This is a genomic window from Aliiroseovarius sediminilitoris (assembly GCF_900109955.1).
Taxonomy (GTDB): Bacteria; Pseudomonadota; Alphaproteobacteria; order Rhodobacterales; family Rhodobacteraceae; genus Aliiroseovarius; species Aliiroseovarius sediminilitoris.
Genome location: NZ_FOJB01000001.1, coordinates 2,101,303 through 2,127,850, shown reverse-complemented (window position 1 = coordinate 2,127,850; position 26,548 = coordinate 2,101,303). Strand labels below are relative to the sequence as shown.

30 protein-coding genes are annotated in these 26,548 nt (G+C 59.6%); 24 read left to right on the top strand and 6 right to left on the bottom strand.

Annotated features, from left to right (window positions below):
* Positions 1 to 114 precede the first annotated feature (114 nt).
* The 23 genes from fabD to BMY55_RS10390 all read left to right on the top strand — a co-directional run bounded on the left by fabD (position 115) and on the right by BMY55_RS10390 (position 20,364).
* Positions 115 to 1,056: an ACP S-malonyltransferase gene (gene fabD / locus BMY55_RS10500; RefSeq protein WP_091430499.1), complete on the top strand. Its 942-nt coding sequence runs from the start codon at positions 115 to 117 to the stop codon at positions 1,054 to 1,056.
* Positions 1,057 to 1,137: 81 nt separating this feature from the next.
* Entirely contained in the window at positions 1,138 to 1,875 is a 738-nt protein-coding gene (fabG, locus tag BMY55_RS10495) for a 3-oxoacyl-[acyl-carrier-protein] reductase (RefSeq protein WP_091430497.1), read from the top strand.
* Between the two features lie 212 nt (positions 1,876 to 2,087).
* Positions 2,088 to 2,321, top strand: coding sequence for an acyl carrier protein (locus tag BMY55_RS10490; protein WP_091430496.1), 234 nt, complete (start codon positions 2,088 to 2,090; stop codon positions 2,319 to 2,321).
* A gap of 176 nt (positions 2,322 to 2,497) precedes the next feature.
* Complete coding sequence (locus tag BMY55_RS10485; protein WP_091430494.1) at positions 2,498 to 3,241, top strand: 1-(5-phosphoribosyl)-5-[(5-phosphoribosylamino)methylideneamino]imidazole-4-carboxamide isomerase; 744 nt, start codon at positions 2,498 to 2,500, stop codon at positions 3,239 to 3,241.
* A 194-nt stretch (positions 3,242 to 3,435) separates the two neighbouring features.
* Positions 3,436 to 4,698 carry a beta-ketoacyl-ACP synthase II gene (gene fabF / locus BMY55_RS10480; RefSeq protein WP_091432373.1) on the top strand — a complete coding sequence of 421 codons (1,263 nt, stop codon included), beginning with the start codon at positions 3,436 to 3,438 and terminating at the stop codon, positions 4,696 to 4,698.
* Positions 4,698 to 5,858, top strand: coding sequence for an endolytic transglycosylase MltG (gene mltG / locus BMY55_RS10475; protein WP_091430493.1), 1,161 nt, complete (start codon positions 4,698 to 4,700; stop codon positions 5,856 to 5,858). The genes fabF and mltG overlap by 1 nt, the downstream gene beginning before the upstream one ends.
* Positions 5,859 to 6,040: 182 nt before the next feature.
* Positions 6,041 to 6,391, top strand: a complete 351-nt coding sequence (locus BMY55_RS10470) for a permease (RefSeq protein WP_143064325.1) — start codon at positions 6,041 to 6,043, stop codon at positions 6,389 to 6,391.
* The gene (locus BMY55_RS10465) at positions 6,318 to 7,667 is read left to right on the top strand and encodes a DNA-packaging protein (RefSeq protein ID WP_091430490.1); all 1,350 of its coding nucleotides are present in this window, start codon (positions 6,318 to 6,320) and stop codon (positions 7,665 to 7,667) included. The genes BMY55_RS10470 and BMY55_RS10465 overlap by 74 nt, the downstream gene beginning before the upstream one ends.
* Before the next feature lie 198 nt (positions 7,668 to 7,865).
* Positions 7,866 to 9,059: a phage portal protein gene (locus tag BMY55_RS10460; RefSeq protein WP_091430488.1), complete on the top strand. Its 1,194-nt coding sequence runs from the start codon at positions 7,866 to 7,868 to the stop codon at positions 9,057 to 9,059.
* A 17-nt stretch (positions 9,060 to 9,076) separates the two neighbouring features.
* The gene (locus BMY55_RS10455) at positions 9,077 to 9,649 is read left to right on the top strand and encodes an HK97 family phage prohead protease (RefSeq protein WP_091430487.1); all 573 of its coding nucleotides are present in this window, start codon (positions 9,077 to 9,079) and stop codon (positions 9,647 to 9,649) included.
* A gap of 34 nt (positions 9,650 to 9,683) precedes the next feature.
* Entirely contained in the window at positions 9,684 to 10,886 is a 1,203-nt protein-coding gene (locus BMY55_RS10450) for a phage major capsid protein (RefSeq protein WP_091430485.1), read from the top strand.
* A gap of 169 nt (positions 10,887 to 11,055) precedes the next feature.
* The gene (locus BMY55_RS10445) at positions 11,056 to 11,667 is read left to right on the top strand and encodes a head-tail connector protein (RefSeq protein WP_091430483.1); all 612 of its coding nucleotides are present in this window, start codon (positions 11,056 to 11,058) and stop codon (positions 11,665 to 11,667) included.
* Positions 11,664 to 12,002, top strand: a complete 339-nt coding sequence (locus BMY55_RS10440) for a phage head closure protein (protein WP_091430482.1) — start codon at positions 11,664 to 11,666, stop codon at positions 12,000 to 12,002. The genes BMY55_RS10445 and BMY55_RS10440 overlap by 4 nt, the downstream gene beginning before the upstream one ends.
* Positions 11,999 to 12,409 (top strand): DUF3168 domain-containing protein, encoded by a 411-nt coding sequence (locus BMY55_RS10435; protein WP_091430479.1) that lies wholly within the window; start codon positions 11,999 to 12,001, stop codon positions 12,407 to 12,409. The genes BMY55_RS10440 and BMY55_RS10435 overlap by 4 nt, the downstream gene beginning before the upstream one ends.
* 22 nt (positions 12,410 to 12,431) lie before the next feature.
* Positions 12,432 to 12,845: a phage major tail protein, TP901-1 family gene (locus BMY55_RS10430; RefSeq protein WP_091430477.1), complete on the top strand. Its 414-nt coding sequence runs from the start codon at positions 12,432 to 12,434 to the stop codon at positions 12,843 to 12,845.
* Between the two features lie 2 nt (positions 12,846 to 12,847).
* Positions 12,848 to 13,180: a gene transfer agent family protein gene (locus tag BMY55_RS10425; RefSeq protein WP_091430475.1), complete on the top strand. Its 333-nt coding sequence runs from the start codon at positions 12,848 to 12,850 to the stop codon at positions 13,178 to 13,180.
* Positions 13,177 to 13,395, top strand: a complete 219-nt coding sequence (locus BMY55_RS10420; protein WP_281242450.1) for a rcc01693 family protein — start codon at positions 13,177 to 13,179, stop codon at positions 13,393 to 13,395. Before BMY55_RS10425 ends, BMY55_RS10420 begins: the two co-directional genes overlap by 4 nt.
* Positions 13,395 to 14,048 carry a phage tail tape measure protein gene (locus BMY55_RS10415; RefSeq protein WP_091430472.1) on the top strand — a complete coding sequence of 218 codons (654 nt, stop codon included), beginning with the start codon at positions 13,395 to 13,397 and terminating at the stop codon, positions 14,046 to 14,048. The genes BMY55_RS10420 and BMY55_RS10415 overlap by 1 nt, the downstream gene beginning before the upstream one ends.
* A 35-nt stretch (positions 14,049 to 14,083) precedes the next feature.
* Positions 14,084 to 14,716 (top strand): DUF2460 domain-containing protein, encoded by a 633-nt coding sequence (locus BMY55_RS10410; protein WP_091430470.1) that lies wholly within the window; start codon positions 14,084 to 14,086, stop codon positions 14,714 to 14,716.
* Positions 14,716 to 15,678: a DUF2163 domain-containing protein gene (locus tag BMY55_RS10405; RefSeq protein ID WP_091430469.1), complete on the top strand. Its 963-nt coding sequence runs from the start codon at positions 14,716 to 14,718 to the stop codon at positions 15,676 to 15,678. The genes BMY55_RS10410 and BMY55_RS10405 overlap by 1 nt, the downstream gene beginning before the upstream one ends.
* Position 15,679: 1 nt before the next feature.
* Positions 15,680 to 16,126, top strand: coding sequence for an NlpC/P60 family protein (locus BMY55_RS10400; RefSeq protein WP_091430467.1), 447 nt, complete (start codon positions 15,680 to 15,682; stop codon positions 16,124 to 16,126).
* On the top strand, positions 16,126 to 20,049 hold the full coding sequence (locus tag BMY55_RS10395) for a baseplate multidomain protein megatron (RefSeq protein ID WP_091430465.1): 3,924 nt from the start codon (positions 16,126 to 16,128) through the stop codon (positions 20,047 to 20,049). Before BMY55_RS10400 ends, BMY55_RS10395 begins: the two co-directional genes overlap by 1 nt.
* Before the next feature lie 3 nt (positions 20,050 to 20,052).
* Positions 20,053 to 20,364 carry a DUF7742 family protein gene (locus BMY55_RS10390; RefSeq protein ID WP_091430463.1) on the top strand — a complete coding sequence of 104 codons (312 nt, stop codon included), beginning with the start codon at positions 20,053 to 20,055 and terminating at the stop codon, positions 20,362 to 20,364.
* Here the strand turns inward: BMY55_RS10390 and BMY55_RS10385 are convergent.
* Entirely contained in the window at positions 20,345 to 20,683 is a 339-nt protein-coding gene (locus BMY55_RS10385; protein ID WP_245744714.1) for a TraR/DksA family transcriptional regulator, read from the bottom strand. The two genes, BMY55_RS10390 and BMY55_RS10385, sit on opposite strands and share 20 nt — an antisense overlap.
* Before the next feature lie 85 nt (positions 20,684 to 20,768).
* Between BMY55_RS10385 and cysE the strand changes: the two genes are divergently transcribed.
* A complete protein-coding gene (gene cysE, locus BMY55_RS10380; RefSeq protein WP_091430457.1) occupies positions 20,769 to 21,572 on the top strand; it encodes a serine O-acetyltransferase in 804 nt (267 codons plus the stop codon).
* 244 nt (positions 21,573 to 21,816) lie between these two features.
* On the opposite strand, the gene BMY55_RS10375 is transcribed toward cysE, so the two are convergent.
* From BMY55_RS10375 to BMY55_RS10355, 5 genes are all read right to left on the bottom strand, one after another.
* On the bottom strand, positions 21,817 to 22,152 hold the full coding sequence (locus tag BMY55_RS10375; protein ID WP_218142240.1) for a carboxymuconolactone decarboxylase family protein: 336 nt from the start codon (positions 22,150 to 22,152) through the stop codon (positions 21,817 to 21,819).
* A 101-nt stretch (positions 22,153 to 22,253) separates the two neighbouring features.
* The gene (locus tag BMY55_RS10370; protein WP_091430453.1) at positions 22,254 to 23,549 is read right to left on the bottom strand and encodes a pyruvate dehydrogenase complex dihydrolipoamide acetyltransferase; all 1,296 of its coding nucleotides are present in this window, start codon (positions 23,547 to 23,549) and stop codon (positions 22,254 to 22,256) included.
* A 12-nt stretch (positions 23,550 to 23,561) separates the two neighbouring features.
* The gene (locus tag BMY55_RS10365; protein ID WP_091430452.1) at positions 23,562 to 24,938 is read right to left on the bottom strand and encodes a pyruvate dehydrogenase complex E1 component subunit beta; all 1,377 of its coding nucleotides are present in this window, start codon (positions 24,936 to 24,938) and stop codon (positions 23,562 to 23,564) included.
* A gap of 22 nt (positions 24,939 to 24,960) precedes the next feature.
* Complete coding sequence (gene pdhA / locus BMY55_RS10360; RefSeq protein ID WP_091430450.1) at positions 24,961 to 25,962, bottom strand: pyruvate dehydrogenase (acetyl-transferring) E1 component subunit alpha; 1,002 nt, start codon at positions 25,960 to 25,962, stop codon at positions 24,961 to 24,963.
* 208 nt (positions 25,963 to 26,170) lie between these two features.
* Positions 26,171 to 26,473 carry an FtsB family cell division protein gene (locus tag BMY55_RS10355; protein ID WP_091430448.1) on the bottom strand — a complete coding sequence of 101 codons (303 nt, stop codon included), beginning with the start codon at positions 26,471 to 26,473 and terminating at the stop codon, positions 26,171 to 26,173.
* Between the last annotated feature and the right edge of the window lie 75 nt (positions 26,474 to 26,548).

The window sequence follows — 26,548 nt, the reverse complement described above, 5'->3', positions numbered from 1 at the left end:
GATCGGTGCTTGTCTTGATTGGCGCGCGCCGATTTTCATTTCTGGCAAAGCGGATTGCGCCAAACGCCCCTGCGCGCTATGCCCATTGGTAAAGGTATAGCAACAGGAGTGCCCATGAGCCGTGCATTTGTATTTCCCGGGCAGGGGGCCCAGAGCGTCGGGATGGGCAAAGCCCTTGCTGATGCATACCCATCAGCAAAAGCCGTGTTTGACGAGGTTGACGAGGCACTTGGTGAGAAGCTCTCGACGCTGATATGGGAGGGCGAACAAGACGCTTTGACGTTGACGCAGAACGCCCAACCCGCGTTGATGGCAACGTCCCTGGCGGCGATGCGGGCGCTCGAGGCCGAAGGTGTGACGGTCGAAGCAGCATCCTATGTGGCAGGCCATTCGCTGGGCGAATACTCGGCCCTGGCTGCGGCTGGAACTTTTTCGATTGCAGATGCGGCCCGCTTGCTGCGCGCGCGCGGCAAAGCGATGCAGGAGGCTGTTCCCGTAGGGGTCGGGGCTATGGCGGCGCTGTTGGGGCTGGATTTCGAGACGGCGGAGGCGGTGGCGCTGGAAGCTGCCCATGATCAGGTCTGTCAGGCGGCAAACGACAATGATCCGACACAGGTGGTTGTGTCCGGCCACAAGGAAGCCGTCGAGCGGGCCGTCGAAATTGCGAAAGCAAAGGGCGCGCGCCGCGCGGTTCTGTTGCCTGTCAGTGCTCCTTTTCATTGTGCCTTGATGCAACCAGCCGCCGAAGCGATGGCCGAGGCATTGTCACATGTCGAGATGAAATCGCCTGTGGTACCTCTGGTGTCCAACGTGCGAGCACGAGCCATATCCGATTCAACCACAATCAGGTCGCTGCTGGTCGAACAGGTCACGGGCGCGGTCCGCTGGCGCGAAAGCGTGGCGTGGATGGCAGAACAGGGCGTGACCGAGATCTGGGAAATCGGTGCCGGGAAGGCGTTGTCAGGCATGATCCGGCGCATCGCGAAAGACATTGAGACGCGCGCTGTTGGCACACCCGACGATGTGACCGCGGCAGCTGAGGCGTTGAAGGTTTGAGCGGGGCCAAGGCTTGTCAAAATTCCTGCCAATCCATTCGAACGGAATGGGATCGGACGAGTTGTGAAGAAGGGATGATAAATGTTTGATCTGACTGAAAAGAATGCGTTGGTGACGGGAGCGTCTGGCGGTATTGGAGGTGCTATTGCGAAGGCGCTTCACGCAGCGGGTGCGACGGTGGCGTTGTCCGGTACGCGGGTTGAGCCGCTTGAGGCGCTGGCCGCTGAATTGGGTGAGCGTGCGCATGTGTTGCCGTGCAACCTGTCGGACGGGGACGCCGTGGATGCCCTGCCCAAACAGGCCGTCAAAGCGATGGGGTCGGTCGATATTCTGGTGAACAATGCGGGGATCACCCGCGATCAGATTTTCATGCGTATGTCGGATGAGGAATGGGATAGCGTCATCAACGTCAATCTGACCTCGACCATGCGTCTGTGTCGCGGTGTCATGCGACCGATGATGAAGGCGCGTTGGGGTCGGATCATCAACATCAGCTCGATCGTCGGTGCCACCGGCAATCCGGGGCAGGTGAACTATGCCGCGTCAAAGGCGGGTATGGTTGGTCTGACCAAGTCGATAGCCTACGAAGTGGCAAGCCGCGGGATTACCGCGAATTGCGTGGCACCCGGTTTTATCGCAACGGCGATGACAGACAAGCTGACGGATGATCAGAAAGACAAGATCAATGCGCAAATTCCCGCAGCCCGGATGGGCACACCCGAGGAGATTGCAGCGGCGGTGCTATACCTTGCGTCGTCTGAGGCTGGATATACCACGGGGGCCACAATCCATGTAAATGGCGGGATGGCAATGTTGTAACGGAATTGGCCGGGCTGGACGCGCTTGTCCACCTGACCTATAGAAGGTCTAAAGCGTTTGCCTATCTAATGCGATGTGCTATAGGCGGCGCATGTTTTTCTCCAACATACCTTTCGGGGTGGGGGATATTAGCGGAACACGCTGAAAACTAAGTGGCCCATCCCGGGTCTATCGAAAAAGGCCATGTGCCTGAAAAAACGTGAGGATTTATCATGAGCGACGTCGCAGATCGCGTGAAAAAAATCGTTGTTGAGCACCTGGGTGTGGAAGAGGACAAGGTCACGGAATCGGCCTCGTTCATCGACGACCTTGGCGCTGACAGCCTGGACACCGTTGAACTGGTCATGGCTTTTGAAGAAGAGTTCGGTATCGAGATCCCGGATGACGCTGCCGAGACCATTCAGACCTTCGGCGACGCCGTGAAATTCATCTCGGAAGCTGTGTAAGTTTTCAGGATTATCCAATTCTCGAAACGGCCTGCCAATCGGCGGGCCGTTTCTTTTTTGTTTCGAATTCGTAAACCACGCCGCTTTCTGATTGCATTAAGCCGAATTTGATCACGCTTCTTACGGTGTGATACTGTTTGACTGAACCACCGTTGGTTTAGCGAAGGAAGCGATCCATGATCATCTATCCGACACTTGAATTGCAGAACGGGCGTTGCGTAACGCTGCGCCGGGGGCGTCTTGAAGAACCCTCGATCTGGCATGTGGACCCGTTGGAGACCGCACAAAGCTTCGCTGAGGCCGGAGCAGAATGGATACATGTCACCGATTTCGATGCAGTTGATGGCACAGGTGAAAATACCGCACTGATTGAAGATATTATCAAGCACACTGGTTGCTCGGTTCAGGTCGCGGGCGGTATCCGCACCCGCGACCGGGTTGAAGACTGGATCGAGAAAGGGGTCGGACGTGTCGTGCTGGGAACCATTGCCGCGCGCGACCCTGACATGGTGAAAGAACTTGCCAACCGTTATCCTGATCAGGTCGTTCTGGCTGCGGATATCTGGCAGGGCCAGTTGATGACCGATGGGTGGCGCAATCCGGTGGCCATCACGCCCGAGGATTTCCTGGCATCCTATGCGGATGTGCCCCTGGCCAGCGTGTTGATCACCGATATTGACAGTGACATTGACCAGCCGGACGCGCAGCTGGGGCTTATGAGCAAACTGGCCGGACAAACCCGCCATCAGGTCATTGCCGCCGGGACGGTGCATGAGCTGGACGACGTCGCGCGATTGAAATACATCCCTAATATCGCGGGCACGCTGATAGGGCGTGCGCTTTTCTCGAAAGATGTGGATTTGGCCGAGGCGCTTGCAGTCGCACGACCCGAACCCGAGGCCAAGGCAGAGTTCATCTGACGTGCTCGAAAACAAGAAGTCGGTCGGTGACGCGCGGATGTGTTCCTCGTGTCTCCGACCAATCTTCAACATCGCATTGCTGAAAGCCAAGGCATCGGTGGGCTTTTACCGATCAGATGTAATTCGTCTTGCCCCGACATGCCCAGCCGCGCTATCACCCTGTGACATTTGAAAACCTGGAAAGGGGCAGCAAAATGCGTCGAGTGGTTGTTACAGGTCTGGGTATGGTTTCGCCTCTTGCGTGTGGGGTCGAGGAAACCTGGGCCCGTATTTTGGACGGGCAATCGGGTGCAGGTCCAATCACCAAGTTCGATGCGTCGCGTGTCGCAACCAAATATGCCTGTGAAGTGCCGCTGGGCGATGGTTCGGACGGCACGTTTAATCCTGATGACTGGATGGAGCCGAAAGAGCGTCGCAAGGTTGACGACTTCATCCTGTACGGGCTGGCAGCATCTGAGATGGCTGTCAAAGACGCAGGCTGGATGCCCGACGACGAGGAAAGTCTGCTGCGCACGGGCGTGATGATCGGGTCGGGGATTGGTGGTCTGGCCACGATTGCCGAAACCTCAATCACGTTGCATGAGCGCGGACCGCGCCGGGTCTCGCCCTTCTTCATTCCCGGGTCTCTGATCAACCTGATCTCTGGTCAGGTGTCGATCAAGTTCGGCTTCAAGGGTCCGAACCATTCTGTGGTCACGGCCTGTTCAACCGGTGCGCACGCGATTGGCGATGCGTCGCGACTGATCCAGATCGGGGATGCCGATGTGATGATTGCCGGCGGGGCTGAGGCCGCGATTTGCGAGCTGGGTATCGCCGGGTTCAATGCTTGCAAAGCGCTTTCCACCAAGGCTGAAGGCAACCCGCAGACAGCAAGCCGCCCGTATGATGTAGATCGCGATGGTTTCGTGATGGGCGAAGGCGCCGGGATTGTCGTTCTGGAAGAATATGAACATGCCAAGGCACGCGGAGCGAAAATCTATGCCGAGGTGCTGGGCTATGGTCTGTCGGGAGACGCGTATCACATCACCGCCCCGTCTGAGGATGGTGATGGCGGATTCCGCGCCATGCAGGCCGCCCTTTCGAGAGCCGGGCTGGAACCGTCGACGATTGATTACATCAATGCCCATGGGACATCGACCATGGCCGATACGATCGAACTGGGCGCGGTTGAGCGCCTGTTGGGTGATGCGGCTGAGAAAGCCACGATGAGTTCGACCAAAAGCTCTATCGGCCACCTGCTGGGTGCCGCTGGAGCGGTGGAGGCGATCTTCTGTATCCTTGCCCTGCGTGACCAAATCGCGCCGCCGACCATCAACCTGGACAATCCAGCGGTCGAGCCGCGCCTGAGCCTTGCGGCAAACAAGGCCGAACCACGCGAAATCAACACGGTTCTGTCCAACAGTTTTGGTTTCGGCGGCACCAATGCCAGCCTGATCATGGGCAAGGTCTCTGACTGATGTGGCGCAACATCGCCTCGAATGCGCTGAGCCTGTTCGTCGTCATCATGGTCGTCGCGATTGGGATGATAGCCTGGGGAAAGAGCCAATACACCAGCCCCGGCCCGTTGGCCGAAGCGATCTGTTTGCGGGTTGAAAAAGGGTCGAATTTTTCTCGGGTGGCCAATAAGCTGACCGAGCAGGGTGCCATTTCGAACGCGACGATTTTTCGGTTGGGGGTCGAGTATTCCGACAAGAAGTCCGCGCTGAAAGCAGGGTCGTTTTTGGTGAACGAAGGGGCCTCGATGGAAGAGATCGTCGATGTGGTCACACGCGGCGGCGCGTCCACCTGTGGCACCGAAGTTGTCTATCGGATTGGTGTTTTGGCGGCCGAGGTGCAGGTGCGGGAGTTGGACCCCGCCACACAGGAATATGAAATCACGGCCGAATTCAAACCTGCTGAGTTGGAAGGCGCTGCGCCTGAAACCTACACCAAAGTGCGCAATGAGAGCGACACACGCTATCGCATTGCCTTGGCCGAGGGCGTTACAAGTTGGCAGATCGTTGACAGCCTGAACCGCGCGGACTTCCTTGCTGGTGAGGTTGGGGACGTGCCGGCTGAAGGCACTCTGGCTCCGGACAGCTATGAGGTGAAGGTAGGCGCGGACCGCGCCACATTGCTGGCAGACATGCAGACCGCGCAGTCTGCCATTCTGACCGAAGCGTGGGATACGCGCGCGCCCGATCTGCCGTATGACAGCCCGGAAGAAGCGCTGATCATGGCTTCGATTGTGGAAAAGGAAACCGGCGTGGCCGAAGAGCGGCGTCGGGTGGCCAGCGTGTTCGTCAACCGTCTGAACCAGGGGATGCGCCTGCAAACGGACCCGACAGTGATCTATGGCGTCACTAAGGGGCAGGGCGCCTTGGGTCGTGGATTGCGGCAAAGTGAGCTGCGGTCTGAAACACCTTACAACACCTATATCATCGACGGATTGCCGCCCACGCCCATTGCCAATCCCGGCAAAGCCGCGATTGAGGCGGCATTGAACCCCGACAGCACGGATTTCATCTTCTTCGTCGCTGATGGCACCGGCGGACATGCCTTTGCAGAGACGTTGGACGAGCACAATCGCAATGTCGCCAAATGGCGAGAGATTGAGGCAGAACGCGCAAATCAGTGATTTCGTAAACAAATCATTACTTTGCCGCACGCTGTTGCGGCGGGGTGGTTTGACAGAACGCACGGTCGCCCGTAGGTTCTGACATACGCTAGAAGACGTGACTGTAACGGCCTTGGGTTTCCACCCTGGGCCGTTTTTTCATGTCGCTCGTGCGGAGATGAGCATGAGAGGCAGACACAATAATGACAATGATCACGCCCTTGGGGAAGGACGCGGCTTCGGAAGATTATCTGAAGATCGCGGACGCGTTTTTTCTGCGCGTTTTGAAAGAGCTGGACCGCCAGTTGAGCGCGGCGGAACTGGCCGATTGCGAGACCACACCGGGATTGGCGAAAGCCGTGACCGAGGTGCGCCGTGCCATGCAAACAGTATTTGAGGAAAGGAAACGTCTTGAACAAAACGGTAGTTACGCCTTTGGCGGGGCCGGAGCGGTCGCACTCGACCTTGCTCAGGCCCGAGATGAAATCGGGCGCAGACTGGCTTGCCTGCGCGACGCAAGAGGAGCGGGCGGCGTTTCTGAACAGCCTGAGTGATGGTGCATTGTTCGCCCTTCCGTATCTTTTTGCGTTCTGGGCCCTGGATCACCAACTGCCGCCAGACGGTGATTGGCGCACATGGGTGATCATGGGCGGGCGCGGCGCGGGGAAGACCCGCGCCGGGTCCGAATGGGTGCGCGCCGAGGTAGAGGGGGCTGGCCCCCTTGATCCCGGTCGTTCACACAGGGTGGCGCTGGTTGGTGAAACCATAGACCAAGTGCGGGAGGTGATGATCTTCGGCGAAAGCGGCATTCTGGCTTGTTCACCACCGGATCGTCGCCCGGACTGGCAGGCCGGCCGGCGGCGTCTTGTCTGGCCCAACGGGGCAGTGGCGCAGGTGTTTTCTGCGCATGAGCCGGAGAGCCTGCGCGGTCCACAGTTTGATGCCGCATGGGTGGATGAGTTGGCAAAGTGGAAAAAGGCCGAGGAAACGTGGGACATGCTTCAGTTCGGGCTGCGGTTGGGCGGCCATCCAAGGCAATGCGTGACCACCACGCCACGCAATGTCGGGGTGTTGAAGGCAATTCTGAGGAACCCTTCGACCGCGACAACGCAGGCACCCACGGAAGCCAACCGGGCTTATCTGGCGAAAAGTTTCCTTGAAGAGGTGCGCAGCCGCTATGCGGATACCCGGCTTGGGCGGCAGGAATTGGATGGTGTCTTGCTGGAGGATACCGAAGGCGCCTTGTGGACCATGGCGGCGCTGGACGATGCGCGCGTCACGGGCGACCTGCCAGACTTTGATCGTATTGTCGTTGCTGTTGATCCTCCGGTCACTGGTCACAAAGGGTCGGATGATTGCGGGATCATCGTGGCAGGGGTCGTGGCGCAAGGGGCACCGGGCGACTGGCGTGCTGTGGTGTTGGAAGACGCCAGCGTGTCTGCCGCCAGACCATCCCAATGGGCGGAAGCGGCGATTGCCGCGATGCAGCGCCATGGCGCGGATCGTTTGGTGGCCGAGGTCAACCAAGGTGGCGATCTGGTGGAGTCTGTCATTCGACAGATTGACCCCACAGTGCCGTTTCGCGCCGTGCGCGCCACGCGGGGCAAAAGCGCGCGGGCCGAGCCTGTTGCAGCTTTGTATGAGCAGGGCCGGGTGTCCCATGTAGGCGGAATGCCCATCCTGGAAGATCAGATGTGCCGTATGACGGTGCAGGGATACGACGGCAAAGGCAGTCCCGACCGCGTTGATGCGCTGGTCTGGGCGTTGCACGAATTGATCATCGAACCCGTCGCCAAATGGCGCAGACCGCAGGTGCGTACGCTTGGTTAAAGAGTTTTTTAACCTCGGATGGCAGAGTGCAAAACATCGAAAGGCGGGGTCCTGAGCCTTCTTCGTTCACGGACCCTGACCTGACCATCACCGAGACGAAAGTTTCAACGACCGGCGCTGCGATACACAGTTTGCCGGGCGGGAAAGATTTGCCGGGGGTCACACCCCAAAAAGACAGAACGCGAGGAGCACCAGCCCATGGTATTTGACTTTCTCAAGCGGGGCGACGCAACGCAAATGGCGGCCCAGCCGACCGAGACAAAAGCGTCTGCGACCGGGCCGGTTATCGCCTATGGTGGTGCCGGTCGCGTGGCCTGGAGCCCGCGCGATGCGGTCAGCCTGACCAAGGCGGGTTTTGCCGCCAACCCGGTTGGGTTTCGGTCCGTGAAGTTGATCGCCGAGGCTGCCGCCGCGCTGCCCCTGGTGTTGCAGGATGATGCACAACGGTTCGAGGTGCATCCGCTTATCGATCTGTTGGCGCGTCCCAATGCGGCGCAAGGACGAGCCGAGCTTTTTGAAGCCTTTTTCGGGCAGCTTTTGCTGACCGGAAACGGATATTTCGAAGCGGTGCAAGACGAAAATGGGTCTGTATCAGAGCTGCATGTGCTGCGCTCGGATCGGATGAACTTGGTGCCGGGGGCAGACGGCTGGCCGGTGGCGTATGATTATACCGTCGGCGCGCGCAAACACCGGTTTCATGTGGGCGAGGGCGCATCTCCGATCTGTCACGTCAAAGCATTTCACCCACAGGATGACCATTATGGCTTGTCCCCTTTGCAGGCGGCAGCCACGGCAATTGATGTGCACAACGCGGCGAGCCGCTGGTCGAAAGCCCTGCTGGACAACGCCGCTCGACCCTCGGGCGCGATTGTTTACAACGGGGCCGATGGGCAAGCGCAGCTGAGCGCCGATCAGTATGACCGCCTGCTGTCCGAGATGGAAAGCCACCATGTGGGCGCGCGTAATGCTGGACGGCCCATGTTGTTGGAAGGGGGGCTGGATTGGAAGCCGATGGGGTTCAGCCCCTCGGACATGGAATTTCAGAAAACCAAGGAAGCCGCCGCGCGCGAGATTGCTCAGGCCTTTGGTGTGCCGCCGATGCTGATCGGTATTCCGGGCGATGCGACCTATGCGAATTACCAAGAGGCCAGCCGCGCGTTCTATCGTCTGACTGTGGTGCCTTTGGTGTCGCGTGTGACGGCGAGTGTTGGCCATTGGCTGGCAGGGTTCACTGGCGAAAGCGTGGCCCTGAAGCCCGACCTGGATCAAGTGCCGGCACTCTCTGCCGAGCGTGACCAGCAATGGCGCCGCGTGGCTGAGGCCAGCTTTCTAACAGATGCCGAAAAACGCAGCCTGCTGGGTTTGCCGCCTCTGGCATCAGACGATGTTTAATCAACGAGGAAAAGCACATGAGTGATTTTCAGCCCGATCTGGGGCTTGAGCATAAATTCGTCAAGCTGGGCGACACGTCTGAAGTGGATGAAGGCATTCTGATTGAGGGCTACGCCAGCTTTTTTGATCAGTGCGACACGGGTGGCGATATTGTTGCCCCCGGCGCCTATGGCAAATCCCTGCGCGCACTGAAAAAAGCAGATCGCGGCGTGAAGATGCTGTGGCAGCACGACCCGGCCCAGCCCATCGGCGTCTGGGACGAGGTGCGCGAGGACGCCCGTGGGCTTTACGTCAAGGGGCGCATTCTGACCGACGTCGCCAAGGGGCGCGAAGCCGCGGCGCTGATCGAAGCAGGCGCGATTGACGGGTTGTCGATCGGCTATCGCACCAAGCGGGCAACAAAGAACGACAAGGGCCAACGGCTTTTGACCGAGTTGGAGCTGTGGGAGGTGTCGCTTGTCACGTTCCCGATGCTTCCGACGGCGCGGGTGGGGGCAAAGGGCGACACACCTGATGCTGACGATACCACTTTGCGTGAACTGGCAGCTTCGATCATCGAGGCCCGCCACATGCTGGCCCGACACCGCTGAGCCAGCGATCTGAACCCCTGAAAAGGACCCATAGATGAGCAAGAATGAGACGAAAGCTCAGGGCCAGTCGGCCGCGACTGGCGTGACACCGGCTGCCGAGGTGAAGACCGCACTGGCTGGCTTCATGAGTGATATCAATGCCTTTCATGACGACATTACGACCAAACTTCAACAACAGGAAGAGCGACTGACCATGCTGGATCGCAAATCAAACATCACCGCGGCGCGACCGCATCTTGCCGCCGCTGCCGATCTGGAAGCACCGCATCAGAAAGCGTTCGAAGCGTATCTGCGTTCGGGTGACGACGACGGGCTGCGCGGGCTGGACCTGGAAGGCAAGGCCATGTCGACCGCGGTCGCTGGGGACGGCGGTTATTTGGTGGACCCACAAACGGCTGCAACCATCCAAAGCGTGCTGAAATCGACCGCATCCTTGCGAGCCGTTGCGAATGTGGTGAATGTCGAGGCGACGTCCTATGACGTTCTGATCGACCATTCCGATGTTGGCTCGGGCTGGGCCACTGAAACGGACGCCTCGGTGGAAACTGGCACGCCGTCGATTGAGCGTATCACCATCCCGCTGCACGAGTTGTCGGCGCTGCCCAAGGCATCGCAACGTCTGCTGGATGACAGTGCGTTCGAGATCGAAACCTGGTTGGCAGGCCGGATTGCAGACAAGTTTGCGCGCGCTGAAGCTGGGGCGTTTATCTCGGGTGATGGCATCGACAAGCCCAAGGGCATCCTTGCCCACCCGTCGGTGGACAACGACATCTGGAGCTGGGGCAACCTGGGCTATGTCGTGACAGGCACATCAGGCGATTTCGACGCTTCGAACCCGGCGGATGCGATCATTGATCTGGTCTATGCGCTGGATGCTGAATACCGCGCAGGTGCGAAGTTCGTCATGAACTCGAAAACCGCCGGTGCGGTGCGCAAGATGAAGGATATGGACGGCCGTTTCTTGTGGTCGGATGGGCTTGCTGCTGGTGAACCGGCGCGTTTGCTGGGCTATCCGGTCCTGATTGCCGAAGATATGCCGGACATCGGCACCGATGCGACACCGATTGCGTTTGGCGACTTCGGATCGGGTTATACGATCGCCGAACGTCCTGACACTCGCATCCTGCGTGATCCGTTCTCGGCCAAGCCGCATGTGCTGTTCTATGCGACCAAGCGAGTCGGCGGCGATGTCAGTGACTTTGCAGCGATCAAGCTGTTGAAGTTCTCGGTCTCGTAAGAGCCTGAACCCGAGACCCGCACAACGCCTTACGGGCGGGTGCGGGACCGGGCGCGCGCCGGCCTCACCCCGTGTTGTCTAGCTGCTCCCCCTCCGTCCGAGCAACGCGGACGGTGCGCGCCCACCCTATTTCAAGTGACGTGAGGGGCCCGAATTTCGGAGATGATCCATGATGTTAGTCGAGCAGACCACTGTGCCGGGCGCGGTCCTTCCGGTCGCCCAATTCAAGGACCACTTGCGGCTGGGCACCGGGTTTGCCGATGACGGGGTGCAGGATGCCGTGCTGGAAAGCTACCTGAGGGCGGCTGTCGCCGCCATTGAGGCGCGCACCGGAAAGATCCTTTTGTCCCGCAGCTTTACCTGGACGTTGAGCGCCTGGCGCGATCTGGCCACACAGGCGCTGCCGGTGGCCCCAGTCAGCCAAATCACCAGTCTGAAGATTATTGACCGCCTTGCTGGCGAAGAGGTGATCAACACCACCCGCTATGTGTTGGAACCCGATATGCACCGGCCCCGGCTAGTGTCGACCGGGCTGTGCTTGCCGGCCATCCCCGTCGGAGGGCAGGTGGTGATCGGGTTCGAGGCCGGGTTCGGCGCGGATTGGGCGGATATGCCCGGCGATTTGGCACAGGCCGTGATGCTTCTGGCTGCGACCTATTATGAGAATCGCACGGATACCGGCGGCGCTGGGCTGGGGCAAAGCCAATGGCCGTCCGCCGTTGCCGCGTTGATCCAACGCTATCGCACAGTGCGCTTGTTTGGCGGCGGAGGTGCCCGATGAAGCGGCCGGTTCTGAACCGCAAGCTGACCCTTGAGGCACCGGTGCGCACACCGGATGGTGCGGGTGGCTTCACCCAAAGCTGGCAGGCTGTAGGGGAGCTTTGGGCGGAGATCAAGCCGCGCACCGGTCGTGAACGTGCGGCAGGTCTTGCCACGGTATCAACCATCGCGTTTCGCATCACTGTGCGGGCCGCACCGGATGGCGCCCCGTCACGTCCCGAGCCGGATCAACGGTTCCGAGCTGGATCGCGCCTGTTTCGCATCCTGGCTGTGACCGAGGCCGACGTGGGCGCACATTACCTGACCTGTTTCGCACAAGAGGAGGTGTCGGCATGAGTTATGGAGTCTCAGCGGCCTTGCAAGAGGCCGTGTACCAGCAGCTGACTGCGGATGCGATCCTGTCGACGCTTGTGACCGGTGCGATCTATGATGCGGTGCCGGCAGGGATCATCACCGGAACCTATGTCAGCCTTGGCCCTGAAGACGTGCGTGAACGGTCGGACATGACCGGATACGGTGCCCTGCACGAGATCACGGTCAGTGTGGTCACGGATGAAGCAGGCTTTCAAACCGCCAAAGAGGTGGCCGCCGCCGTCAACGATGCTTTGGTGGATGCGACGCTGACACTGGCACGGGGCCAGCTTGTTTACCTGAATTTCCATCGCGCGCGGGCGCGGCGGGTCGAAGACGCCGATATCCGTCGGATCGATCTGTTTTTCCGCGCGCGCGTTCAAGACGACTAACCCTTAACTACGGAGTGATCCCATGGCTGCGCAAAACGGCAAGGACCTTTTGATCAAGCTCGACATGACCGGCAGCGGTGTGTTCGAGACTATTGCAGGCCTTCGGGCCACACGCCTGAGCTTCAACGCGGAAAGTGTTGATGTGACCAGTCTGGAAAGCACCGGCGGCTGGCGTGAATTACTGGGCGGGGCCGGTGTGAAATCCGCCTCGATCTCGGGCTCGGGCGTGTTCAAGGATGCCACCACAGACGAACGGGCGCGTCAGATCTTCTTTGACAACGAGGTGCCGGATTTCCAGGTGATTGTGCCCGATTTCGGCGTCGTCGAAGGCCCGTTCATGATCACCTCGGTCGAATATGCCGGGTCGCACAATGGCGAGGCGACATATGAACTGTCAATGGCCTCGGCCGGTGAACTCAGCTTTACGGCGTTGTGATCATGGCGAACCCATGGACAGGTGAGGTCACGCTGGAAATAGACGGCACGCCGCATGTGATGAAGCTGACGCTTGGGGCACTGGCTGAATTGGAAACGCAACTGGGCGAAGACACGATCATCGGGTTGGTGGAACGGTTTGAGCGCGGCGCATTTTCAAGCCGGGATGTGCTGTCCCTGATCGTCGCCGGTCTTCGGGGCGGGGGCTGGCAGGGGCGGGCGCAGGATCTTTTAGCCGCTGAAATTGCGGGTGGTCCTGTTCGTGCCGCGCAGGCCGCAGGACAGCTTCTTAGCCGCGCCTTCGCCACTCCCACCGCTGGCGAGTCGCATTCGTGACCTCTGGTTTCGCCTTCGACTGGTGCGGCCTGATGCGGCTGGGGTTGGGGCGGCTGGGGTTGCGCCCGGATCAGTTCTGGGCGCTGACACCGATCGAACTGATCGTGATGGCTGGGCTTGATGGTCAACCCGCGCCATGCCTGCGCGCGCGGCTGGAAGAATTGGCAAAAGCGTTTCCGGATGTGCGGAAAAGCCCAATGGAAGGAGTTGATTGATGACGGGACTGGACAGCTTTGATGAACAGTTGGATGCGCTGGAAACAGCGCTGGGTGGGGCACAGGCGATGACCGCCGGGTTCGTCTTCGAACTGAAGGGCATGCACTCGACTGTTTCGGATCTGAGCGCGGATGTGAACACTTTGTCGTCTGGTATTTCCTCGGGCCTTCGAAAGGCATTTGATGGGTTGGTGTTTGACGGCATGAAGCTGTCGGACGCGCTGAAGGATGTGGCGCAATCGATGTCGCAGGCCGCCTATAATGCCGCGATCAAACCCGTGGCCGGACATTTCGGCGACATTTTGGGGCAGGCAGTGGGGGCTGTTACCAACGCTTTCTGGCCCTTTGAGAAGGGCGGGGCGTTTGCGCAGGGACGTGTTGTGCCCTTCGCAAAGGGTGGCGTTGTTTCAAGCGCGACGACATTTCCCATGCGCGGAGCAACAGGATTGATGGGCGAAGCGGGGCCAGAGGCGATCATGCCACTGGCACGCGGTGCTGACGGTCGCTTGGGCGTGCAAACCGGCGGCGGTGGTCGCCCGGTCAACATCACGATGAACATCTCAACCCCAGACGTTGAGGGGTTCCGGCGATCGCAAAGCCAGATCGCCGCGCAGATGTCACGCGCACTGTCGCGTGGCCAGCGCCACCGCTAATTCGCAGTCATTTCCAACCGAGGAGGGTTTCGCCCATGTCTTTTCACGAGGTCCGGTTTCCGGCAAATCTGAGCTTTGGGTCCGTTGGCGGCCCGGAACGGCGCACCGAGGTAGTGACCCTGGCGAACGGGTTCGAAGAACGCAACACGCCGTGGGAACATTCGCGTCGCCGCTATGACGCGGGCATTGGAATGCGCTCTCTTGATGATGTGGAAACGCTGATCTCGTTCTTCGAGGCACGGCGCGGTCAGCTTACTGGATTTCGCTGGAAAGACTGGTCGGACTATAAGAGCGGCCTGCCGTCAAAACCCCCGGAATATACCGATCAGATCATCGCTTGGGGGGATGGTGAAACGGTGGAATTCCCGTTGCTCAAGACCTATCGGTCGGGCGAGGAAACTTACGCGCGCCCCATTCAGAAACCGGTTGAAGGCACGGTCAAGCTGGGGCTGAAAGGGGATCCCCTGAGCGAAGGCACGCATTTCACCGTTGATTACACCACGGGACGCGTCACCTTCATGACCGCCCCCGAAACCGGGGCCGAAGTCACGGCGGGCTATGAATTTGACGTGCCGGTTCGCTTCGACACGGACCGCATCCATACGTCGGTTGCGTCGTTCCAGGCGGGCGATGCTCCCAATGTGCCGGTGGTGGAGGTGCGGGTCTGATGGCGTTGTCTCCTGAGCTTGAGGCCCATCTGGGTCAGGGTGTCACCACAATTGCGCGGTGTTGGAAAGTCACGCGGCGCGACGGGGTGGTTCACGGGTTTACCGATCATGATCTTGATCTGGTGATCGACAATCTAAGCTACCGCGCCGATACTGGCATGACCGCCCAAGCACTGAGCCAGACGACCGGTCTGTCCGTTGACAATACGGAGGCGTTGGGCGTGCTGAATGACGCGTCAATCACCGAAAAAGACATTCGCGCTGGGCGGTATGACGGGGCCGAGGTGGAAGCATGGCTGGTCAATTGGAGCGATACAAGCCAGCGGTTTTTGCGGTTTCGCGGCACCGTAGGTGAACTGGCCCGCGAGGCAGGTGGGTTTCGTGCCGAGTTGAACGGGTTGTCCGAAAAGCTGAACCAGCCGCAAGGTCGCGTCTATCAGATGCCTTGTTCCGCGGTGCTTGGCGACGGCGCGTGCCGGTTCAATCTGAGCCAGTCAGGATACCAGTTGGAATTGCCGGTGGTTGATAACACGAGCGAAACCACTTTTCAGTTTGCCGACATGTCCCTTTACCCAAATCGCTGGTTCGAACGAGGCAGGTTCACCGTGCTGACCGGTGCTGCCAAGGATCTGACCGGTCTTATCAAGAATGATCGCACAGGCGCGAATGGTGCGCGGACAATCGAACTGTGGGAGTCCATTCGCGAGCGTATGGTGTCGGGTGACATGGTCCGTCTGGAAGCGGGGTGTGACAAGCTGCCGACGACTTGCCGGGTCAAGTTCAACAACTTCCGCAACTTTCGCGGCTTTCCCGACATTCCCGGTGAGGATTGGTTGATGTCCTATCCCGTTGGGCATGGAAAGAATGATGGCGGAGACGCGCGCGAAACGAATGAACTGCCCGATTGGTCGGTTCTGGGCGGGGACGAGACCAACCCATTCGTCCCCAACTCGGGTGATTGATATGTCCCGATTGCAGCAACAGGTCGTGTCAGAGGCACGGCGCTGGATCGGCACGCCTTATGTGCATCAGGCGTCGTGCCGGGGTTGCGGGTGTGATTGTCTTGGGTTGATCCGCGGTATCTGGCGTGCCGTGCTGGGCGGTGAGCCTGCCTTGGTGCCTGCCTATACCGCTGACTGGTCCGAAGCCGCCCGGGCGGAGGTTCTATGGGATGCTGCCCGCCAGCATTTGGTCGAATGCCCGATCCGGGCAGCCCGACCCGGAGACGTGCTGCTGTTTCGAATGCAAGGCGGCGCCGTCGCAAAGCATTTGGGCATTCTGACGGGCACTGATGCCTCACCGACATTTATCCACGCCTACGCGAGCCACGGCGTGGTCGAGAACTCACTTTCTGCCCCATGGGCCCGCCGCATCGTGGCGAGTTTTGCATTTCCTGAAAGGACCAACTGATGGCAACGATCTTATTATCCGCAGTCGGTGCAGCCGCCGGGGCCTCGATCGGTGGTGGTGTTCTTGGTCTGTCATCGGTGGTGATTGGCAAGGCCATCGGGGCCACCGTCGGTCAGGTGATCGACAATCGAATTTTGGGCGAAGGATCCGAACCGGTCGAAACCGGCAAAGTGGACCGGATGCGTTTGACGGGGGCCTCTGAAGGGGCGGCGATCCCCATGGTCTTTGGTCGCGCCCGTTTGGGTGGTCAAGTGATCTGGGCAACACGCTTCAGGGAATCGGTCACGACGACCGGTGGTGGGGGCGGCAAGGGGATGCCATCCCCGCCTGAACCCGAGGTGACGACCTACAGCTATTCGATCAGCCTTGCAATTGCGCTGTGCGAGGGCGAAATCACCCGTGTTGGCAGGATTTGGGCCGACGGGAACGAGGTGTCGCGCACCGATCTGAACATGCGAGTCTATCCTGGCACAGAAACACAACTGCCGGACCCGAAAATCGAGGCTGTGAAGGGCGCGGGAAAGGCGCCCGCCTATCGCGGTATCGCCTATGTGGTGATCGAGGACTTGCCTCTGGGACAGTTTGGCAACCGTGTGCCACAGTTCAGCTTCGAGGTTTTCCGCCCCGAACAGCGCAACCAACCCAAGGAAGTGGCACGCGGCACCCGTGCGGTGGCGTTGATTCCCGGCACGGGCGAATACTCTTTGGCCACAACGCCTGTGTTTTACAAAAGCGCGCCAGGAGCGGTTGACGGATCCAACATGAACACGCCGTCAGGATGGACCGATTTCAAGACGTCCTATCGTATGATGCAGCAGGAAATGCCCAACTGTCTCAACACGGCCTTGGTAGTGTCGTGGTTTGGTGACGATCTGCGATGCGGAAATTGCGGAATACGACCACGCGTTGAGCAGAATGCTGTAGATGGCGACAGCATGGCGTGGAGCGTCTCGGGCGTGAGCCGCGGGCAAGCCGGACTGGTGCCGAAGGATGACGAAGGTCGCCCCGTTTACGGCGGCACCCCGTCTGATCGCGCCGTGATGGAAGCGATTGCGCTGGCGTCGTCCAACGGGCGCAAAGCGACCTTCTATCCGTTTATCCTGATGGAGCAGATGAAGGGCAACGCGCTGCCCGACCCCTGGACCGGCAATCTGGGGCAACCGGTGCTGCCCTGGCGCGGGCGGATCACGACATCCTATGCGCCGGGCCATGTGGCCTCGCCTGACGGCACTGCCGGGGCGGTGGCGCAGGTGGCCGCGTTCTTTGGCAACGCCCAGCCAGGTGATTTCTCGGTGACGGGCAACGGGGTCAGCTATTCAGGCCCGGCTGGCTTTTCCTATCGCCGCTTTATCCTGCATTACGCCCATTTATGTGCGGCTGCGGGCGGCGTAGATGCCTTCCTGATCGGATCGGAGCTGCGCGCGCTGACCCAAATTCGCGGCCCAGGCAACAGCTTTCCGGTGGTCGAACAGTTGATTGCGCTGGCGCAGGATGTGCGGGCGATCCTGGGGGCCGAGACCAAGATTTCCTATGCTGCCGACTGGTCAGAATATTTCGGCTATCACCCTCAAGATGGGTCTGGCGACGTGTTTTACCACCTCGACCCGCTTTGGAGTCACCCGCAGATCGACTTCATCGGCATCGACAACTATATGCCGCTGTCTGATTGGCGCGATGGGTTTGACCATGCTGATGCACATCACGGATCAATATATGATCTCGACTATCTTCAATCCAACATCGAGGGCGGCGAGGGGTATGATTGGTATTACAAGACACCCGATGCCCGGACGCTCCAGATCCGCACCCCGATCACCGATGGCGCACATGGAGAGCCGTGGGTTTATCGCTACAAGGACCTGCGCAATTGGTGGGAGCGGTCGCATCACAATCGTGTCGCCGGCGTGCGCGACAGTGATCCGACCGGTTGGTTGCCGGGATCGAAGCCCTTCTGGTTCACCGAGCTTGGCTGTGCGGCCATCGACAAAGGCACCAACCAGCCCAACAAGTTCCTGGACCCCAAAAGCTCGGAAAGCTCCAGGCCGCGCTATTCGAACGGGCGGCGGGACGATCTGATCCAGGCGCAATACCTGCGGGCGATCTACGACTATTGGGGGCGAGTTGACAACAACCCGACCCACAGCGCGACCGGCGTGCAAATGCTGGACATGTCCCGCGCGCATGTCTGGGCGTGGGATGCACGACCCTTTCCGCAGTTTCCCAACCGCAAGGGGTTGTGGAGCGACGGGGCGAATTATGATCGCGGCCATTGGCTGAACGGGCGGGTGTCGGCGCGTTCGCTGGCATCTGTCGTGGCTGAGATATGCGAGCGGTCGGGTGTCGTGCGATACGATGTCTCGAAGCTCTATGGCCTCGTGCGCGGCTATATCGTCGATCAGATCGGTGGCGCGCGCGCTGCATTGCAGCCCCTGATGCTCGCCTATGGGTTCGAGGTGACGGAACGCGAAGGCGTGCTTATCTTCAAGACACGTACCGGGCGGTCAGATCACAGGCTTGATCCTGACAAGATGGCGCTGTCGCCTGATCGCGATACCACGCTGGAACGCGTGCGTGACCCGGAAGCCGAGATTGCGGGGCGCGTCAGGTTGACCTATGTCGAGGGGGCAGGGGATTATGACGTACGGTCGGTCGAAGCGACTTTCCCGGATGAAAGCAGCCGCACGGTTGCCGCATCCGAAATCCCCCTGATCCTGACCCGTGTGGAGGCGCGTGCAATCGTCGAACGTTGGCTATCCGAGGCCCGCGTGGCACGTGACAAGGCGACATTTGCGCTGCCGCCGTCGGAGCTGTCGAAAGGGGCGGGCGATGTGATTGAACTGACGACGGATGCGGGCACCGAACAATACCGGATTGACTACGTGGATCACACAGAGGTTCAGACGTTGCGTGCCGTACGCGTTGAGCCAGGATTGTTTCAACCCTCGGACAGTGTCGAACCGGCCCCTGCGGTGAAGCCCTACATCCCACCCGCACCTGTGTTTCCGCTGTTCATGGATTTGCCGTTCCTGACCGGGGACGAGGTGCCGCACCAACCGCGTATTGCTGTTGCGGCCAAACCTTGGCCGGGGCGCGTGGCGCTCTACAGCTCGGTCACGGATAACGGCTATGCTGTCAATCGCATGATCACCGACCCATCGATCGTCGGAGTGACACGGACGGATCTGGAACGCGCGCCGTCAGGTGTGATTGACCGGGGTCCGGCCTTGCGGATTACGCTGACTGACGGCACTTTGGCTTCCTGCTCTGTTGATGACATGCTGAACGGTGCCAACGTTGCGGTCATTGGCGACGGCAGCCCGGACAATTGGGAGGTGTTTCAGTTTGCCGGTGCCGCGTTGGTGGATGAACGCACTTATGATCTGACCATGCGGTTGCGGGGACAGGCGGGCACCGATGCGACTGCACCGCAGACATGGCCGGTGGGCAGCTATTTCGTGCTGTTGGGCGGCCATCAGTCGCAGGTTCGACTGGCGTCCTCGGCGCGTGGGTTGAACCGGCATTACCGGATTGGCCCGGCGCGCAAGCCGCTGTCTGACCCGTCATTCCTGCATCAGATCCATGCCTTCAAGGGGATAGGTCTGCGCCCATATGCCCCGGTGCATCTGTCTGCCGACCTGTCGTCGGGCGACCACGTGATCCGCTGGATCAGACGCAGCCGCATTGACGGTGACACTTGGGGCGAGGGTGACGTGCCGTTGGGCGAGGCGGTCGAGCGCTATCGCCTGCGTGTGATCGACGGCGGGTCAGTCAAACGCGAAGTGGAACTGGCAATGCCGGAATGGAGCTACGACGCCATGATGCGAAGTGCTGACTTGGTCGGCGGTGCCTATATGGTCGAGGTGGCGCAAATCTCGGATCGGTTCGGCCCCGGACCCTATGCCCGGCTGGATGTGGCGCTGTAACCCATGCGTCCCGTTCTGCCCGGAGATATCGCAGCGGCCGGATGCGCGCTTCTTGTGCTTCCGGCCCGCAAGCGCCCCGGTGCCATGCTGGAAATGCTGCATCGCGCCGAGGCGGCTGACAGATACCGGCGGGCATTGGGCCACGCGCACCCCTCATGGGGCAATGGCAGCCTTGGATCGGTCGCGATGTGCTTGCCGCGCGCGGCTGAGCCGTTCCTTAACGACCCCGACTATGTCGACTGCATGTTGACTGTGTTTGCCGCGCTGAAAGCCCGAAATGACCGACGTTCCATGCCTACCCGCTCGCGCAATTGATGCATTTCGTCACGCAAGGGTCCAGATCAAGCCGACCAATTGGAATATCCTCCCCGCAATCTTCGCAATATCCGAACTCGCTCGCGTCCAGACGGGCAAGCGCGGCGTGAATGCGTGTGCGCTGGGCGGCACGGCGCGCACCCGTCGCCCTGGCCATGGCTTGATTTTGCAAAGCATCCATTCGGCTGAGCCGTCCCACCGCTTGTTGATCCAACTCGACCGTCTTTTGTCCCGACGCCCCACGTGCATCGCTGCGATCGAGCGCGCGCAGCGCCTCGGTCAACTGTGCGCGATAGGCAGTGATCTGGTTTTCATTCATGTCAGATATCTGTGATATCATGGGTTTGCATTTTGAACTCTGACTCTATCTGGTGTAGGGAATGGCTTCAACACGAGGAAAGACCATGGCAGAGAAGCGCGCAATCGTCACCGAAATCGAACCTGTCTGGGACCGGATTACCAGCGAAGCCCGTCAGGCGGTCGCGGACGAGCCGCTGATGGGCGGGCTGATCCATGCCTGTGTGCTGCATCACCGCACGCTGGAGAAGGCGTTGTCCTATCGGTTTGCCGCCAAACTCAACTCGAATGAGATGAGCATGGTGCTTTTGCGCGAGATCGCAGACGAAGCCTATGCCGATTGCCCGGATCTGGCTGAAGCCGCGCGCGCTGACATCACCGCCGTGCTTGATCGTGACCCGGCCTGCCATCGCATGTTGCAGCCGGTGCTGTATTTCAAGGGCTTCCAAGCGATGCAGGCCTATCGTGTCGGCCACTACCTGTGGAAACAGGGGCGTAAGGATCTGGCGTATTTTATCCAGATGCGCTGCTCCGAAGTGTATGGCATCGACATCCATCCCGGCGCGCGGATCGGACGCGGGATCATGATTGATCACGCCCATTCCATCGTGATCGGTGAAACCGCCGTCGTGGGGGACAACGTGTCGATGCTGCATTCCGTGACGCTGGGCGGCACTGGCAAGGAAGACGAAGATCGTCACCCCAAGATCGCGGATGGTGTGCTGATCGGCGCGGGCGCGAAGGTGCTCGGCAATATCAAAGTCGGCACCTGCTCGCGCATCGCCGCTGGATCGGTCGTGTTGGAAGACGTGCCAAGCCACAAGACCGTTGCAGGCGTTCCGGCCCGGATCGTGGGCGAGGCTGGCTGTGATTGCCCGTCGATCAACATGGATCAGCGACTGATTCAGTGACAATCGGCGGAAATCCGCAAGTTTGCGATAAATCAATGTTTTGATCTGCCGACTTCATCTATACGGAGCCGTGGACAATGATCGGAGATCCGAGATGAAACAGATTTGGTTTGCGGCAGTGGTAGGGTTTTCGACCCTTTTTCTGGTCGCCGTTGCCGGTTAACCGACCCGCAAAAGCTGGGTAGTATACCCCGATATGACAAGGGCGACGCGATTGCGCCGCCCTTTTGCTTTGCAGTTCGTCTTATCGTGACAACTGATCATATGCCTGCAATGCGCGCGCACCATACATGTAGCCCGGACCACCCCCCATCATGATGGCAACCGATACGGTTTCCGCGATCTCATCGCGGGTGGCACCTGCCTTGATGGCCGCGCGGACGTGAAAGCCGATGCAGTCATTACACTGCTTGGCAATGCCGATGGCGATGCATTGCAACTCCTTATCTTTTGTTGATAGCGCGCCGTTTCCCATCGCAGCGCGATGCATCCCGACGAACCCCTTGGCCGCATCCGGCTGACTGGCACGGAAGTTGTCCGTATTGGCCGATGTGTCGTCGAGCAAAGTTCTGAAATCCAATTGCGTCTCCCAATTTTTCCAAAGCGCTGGAAAAGCAAATGGCCCAAGGCGGTGGGGTTCGCCTTGAGCCATGTCAATAGATGCCTTTTTCCGAATACTTGTCAGGCCAACATTGATATCGGATTTTCAAGGTTATCCTTGATGGCGTTCAGAAGCTCTGCCCCAAGCGCCCCGTCAATGACCCGGTGGTCAACGCTCAACGTGACCGACATCACGGTCGCCACATCAAGCGCTCCTTCAGAATTCACGACAGGCTTTTTCACACCAGCTCCTACCGCAAGGATCGCGCCATGCGGGGGGTTGATCACGGCGTCGAAATTGTCGGTGCCAAACATCCCAAGGTTCGAGATGGCGAAGCTGCCGCCTTGATACTCATGCGGCGCAAGTTTACGGTCGCGCGCACGGGCAGCCAGGTCTTTCATCTGGCTCGACAGGCTTGACAGGGACCGCTGTTCCGCATCTTGCAGCACAGGCGTGAACAGGCCGCCTTCGATCGCGACGGCAACCGCCACGTCCGAAGCTTTCATCTTCAGAACCCGATCACCGGCCCAAACTGCGTTCGCGTCTGGGACCTGTTGCAGCGCTATCGCGCAGGCCTTGATGATGAAATCATTGACAGACAGCTTCACGCCACGCGCTTCCAACTGCTTGTTCAACTGACTGCGGAAAGCCAGCAGCGCATCCAACTGGATATCGCGCCGCAGATAGAAGTGCGGGATGGTCTGTTTGGCTTCCGTCAGGCGGGTGGCGATGATTTTGCGCATCCCGTCCAGCTTGACCTCTTCAAATTCGCGGCCTTCATACATTGCGACCACAGTATCCGACGACACGGACGGGGCGGGAGCCGCCGCGGCGGGTGCACTTGCAGGAGCAGCGGCGACTTTGGGCGCGGCGGTCGCGACCTCTACATCAGCCTTGATGATCCGTCCCTTGGGACCGGAGCCTTTGATCTGCGTCAGGTCCAACCCCTTGTCCGCCGCGATCCGTCGTGCCAAAGGTGAGGCAAAGATGCGTGTTCCATCAGCGGCTTGCGGGGCAGGGACGGCGGGAGTCGCAGCGGCAGGTGCCGATGCTTCCTCCTTCACCGGGGTGGCTTCAGCCTCGGTCGCCTTCGATGCCGCAGGTGTGCTTTCGGCGACATCGCCGACCTCTTCACCTTCTTCAACAAGGATCGCGATGGCAGTGTTCACCTTCACGCCTTCGGTCCCTTCTGCCACAAGGATCTTGCCGATGATGCCTTCATCAACGGCTTCGAACTCCATCGTCGCCTTGTCGGTTTCAATCTCGGCCAGAAGATCGCCCGACGCGACCTCGTCGCCCTCCTTGACCAGCCATTTGGCCAGGGTGCCTTCCTCCATCGTGGGGGACAGGGCGGGCATCAGAATTTCGGTTGCCATGACAGTGTCTCCTTAACGATAGGTTACGGCTTTGGCGGCATCAATGACCTCTTTCGTGGTCACAAGCGCGAGCTTTTCAAGGTTGGCGGCATAGGGCATGGGCACGTCCTTGCCGGTCAGGTTGATCACGGGCGCATCCAGATAATCGAACGCGCGTTCCATGATGGTTGCCGACAGGTGGTTGCCGATCGAGCAGACCGGCCAGCCTTCTTCCACCGTGATGCAACGGTTGGTTTTCATGACCGAGTTGATCACCGTGTCATAGTCCAGCGGACGCAGCGTGCGCAGGTCGATCACCTCGGCAGAGATGCCGTCTTCGGCCAGCGCGTCTGCGGCTTCGAGTGCGTATTTCATGCCGATGCCGAAGCTGACAATGGTCACGTCATCGCCCTCGCGCCAGATCCGTGCCTTGCCGAAGGGCACGGTGTAGTCATCCATCATCGGCACGTCAAAGCTCTGCCCATAGAGCAGTTCGTTCTCCAGGAAGACCACCGGGTTTTCATCACGGATCGCGGATTTCAGCAGCCCCTTGGCGTCCGCTGCCGAATAGGGCATCGCCACATGCAGGCCGGGAATCTGTGCATACCATGCGGCGTAATCCTGGCTGTGCTGGGCGGCCACACGGGCGGCGGCCCCGTTGGCGCCACGGAACACGATCGGGCAAGACATCTGTCCACCCGACATATAACGCGTTTTCGCGGCTGTATTGATGATGTGGTCGATGGCCTGCATGGCGAAGTTGAAAGTCATGAATTCGACAATCGGTTTCAACCCACCCATCGCAGCGCCAGTCGCAAGCCCGGTAAAGCCATGCTCGGTGATCGGGGTGTCAATCACGCGCTTGGCACCGAACTCGTCCAACAGGCCCTGGCTGATCTTGTAAGCCCCCTGATACTCGGCCACTTCTTCGCCCATCAGGAACACGGTGTCGTCCGCGCGCATTTCCTCGGCCATCGCGTCACGCAACGCTTCGCGCACGGTGGTCGCGCGCATTTCCGTGCCTTCGGGAATGTCCGTTTCGGGTGGCGCACTTCGCTTGATCGGCTGCGCGGCAGCCTTGTCATGGTCAGAAGCGCTCGTCTCTTTCGGAGCGCCGTCCGTCGCGTCATCATCCGCAGCAGGGGCGGCAATGTCATCCGCGCTTTCACCCTCTTCGATCAGGACGGCGATCGGGGTGTTCACTTTCACGCCCTCGGTGCCTTCTTCGACAAGGATCTTGCCGATGATGCCTTCGTCCACGGCTTCGAATTCCATCGTGGCCTTGTCGGTTTCAATCTCGGCGATGATGTCACCCGATGCGACCTCATCCCCCTCTTTTACGAGCCATTTTGCCAATGTTCCCTCTTCCATCGTGGGGGACAGGGCGGGCATCAATACTTCAGTGGCCATTCTTTTCTCTCCTCTGTCCGGGTCAGGCGTAAATGTCGGTCCACAGCTCTTCCAGAGCGGGTTCCGGGCTGTTCTTGGCGAACTCGGCGGATTCGTTGACGATGTTCTTGATTTCCTTGTCGATCGCCTTCAACTCGTCCTCGGATGCGTGTTTGCCCTGCAAAAGCAATTCGCGAACATGTTCGATCGCATCGCGTTCTTCGCGGATTTTCTGCACTTCTTCGCGGGTGCGATACTTGGCCGGGTCAGACATCGAGTGGCCGCGATAGCGGTAGGTCTTCATCTCAAGGATATAGGGACCATTGCCAGAGCGGCAGTGTTCGGTGGCGCGCAGTCCGGCCTCTTTCACCGCCAGCACGTCCATCCCATCGACCGCTTCACCAGGGATGCCGAACGCTTCACCGCGTTTATAGATGTCAGGGGTCGAACTGGACCGCTGCATCGACGTGCCCATGGCATATTGGTTGTTTTCAACAACATAGACCACAGGCAACTGCCACAGCGACGCCATGTTGAAGCTTTCGTAAACCTGCCCCTGGTTGGCTGCCCCATCGCCGAAATAGGTGAAGGTCACACCGCCGTTTTCCATGTATTTGTCAGCAAAGGCCAGGCCTGTGCCAATCGGCACTTGCGCCCCCACAATGCCGTGGCCGCCATAGAAGTGCTTTTCGGTCGAAAACATGTGCATCGACCCGCCCTTGCCCTTGGAATAGCCACCTTCGCGGCCTGTCAGCTCGGCCATCACGCCCTTGGGGTCCATCCCGCAGGCCAGCATGTGGCCGTGGTCGCGATAGGAGGTCAGACGCTTGTCGCCTTCCTTCGCGGCCGCTTCCAAACCGACGACAACGGCTTCCTGACCAATATACAAGTGACAGAACCCGCCAATCAGACCCATGCCGTATAACTGGCCGGCTTTTTCCTCGAATCGACGGATCAGCAGCATCTCGCGATAGTGATTCAGAAGATCTTCTTTAGATGTATTTGATTTTGCGGGTTTTTTCTGGGCGCTTTTGCGGGCTGCCATTTGGCGTCCTCCTCTTGGCGTCAACTGGTGCATGGGCGGTAGTTTAGTATTAAACTATCTTATACAGAAACTGCGCTTTCCGGTCGACAAAAACTTGACGTTGCGACAGGATGGCAGCCTTGCACCACGCGCATGGCCGCAAACCCGTTCAGCTTTCCAGTAGTGGAGTTGAAAGATCGACAGTGATTGCCATTCCGGTTAACGACGTTCAGCGCAGAACAACCTCGTCCCCGCGCACCATACCCAGCACCGACCGGGCCTGCTCGTCCAGCAAATCCAGATCCAGATAGTCGTCGGACAAACGATGTGTCTTGTTGGACAGGGCAGCAATCTCGGCCGAGAGCACATCACGCTCTTTGACAAGCGCTTGCGTCTCAGCCTCGATTTGCACGCGACGGAACAGTCCAAAGTCGCCCTGCACACTGGCAAAGGTGAAGTAAAGGCCAAGACCCACGATCACTATGAAGTAGATCGCCCCACCAAAACCAGCTTGTGCACGAGGTGCGCCCATAGGCTTCCTGTCTGTATGTACTGCCTCTTGCCCGTCTCTTTTCGGACGGTGCAAAGGCACTATGACACAGGTGAT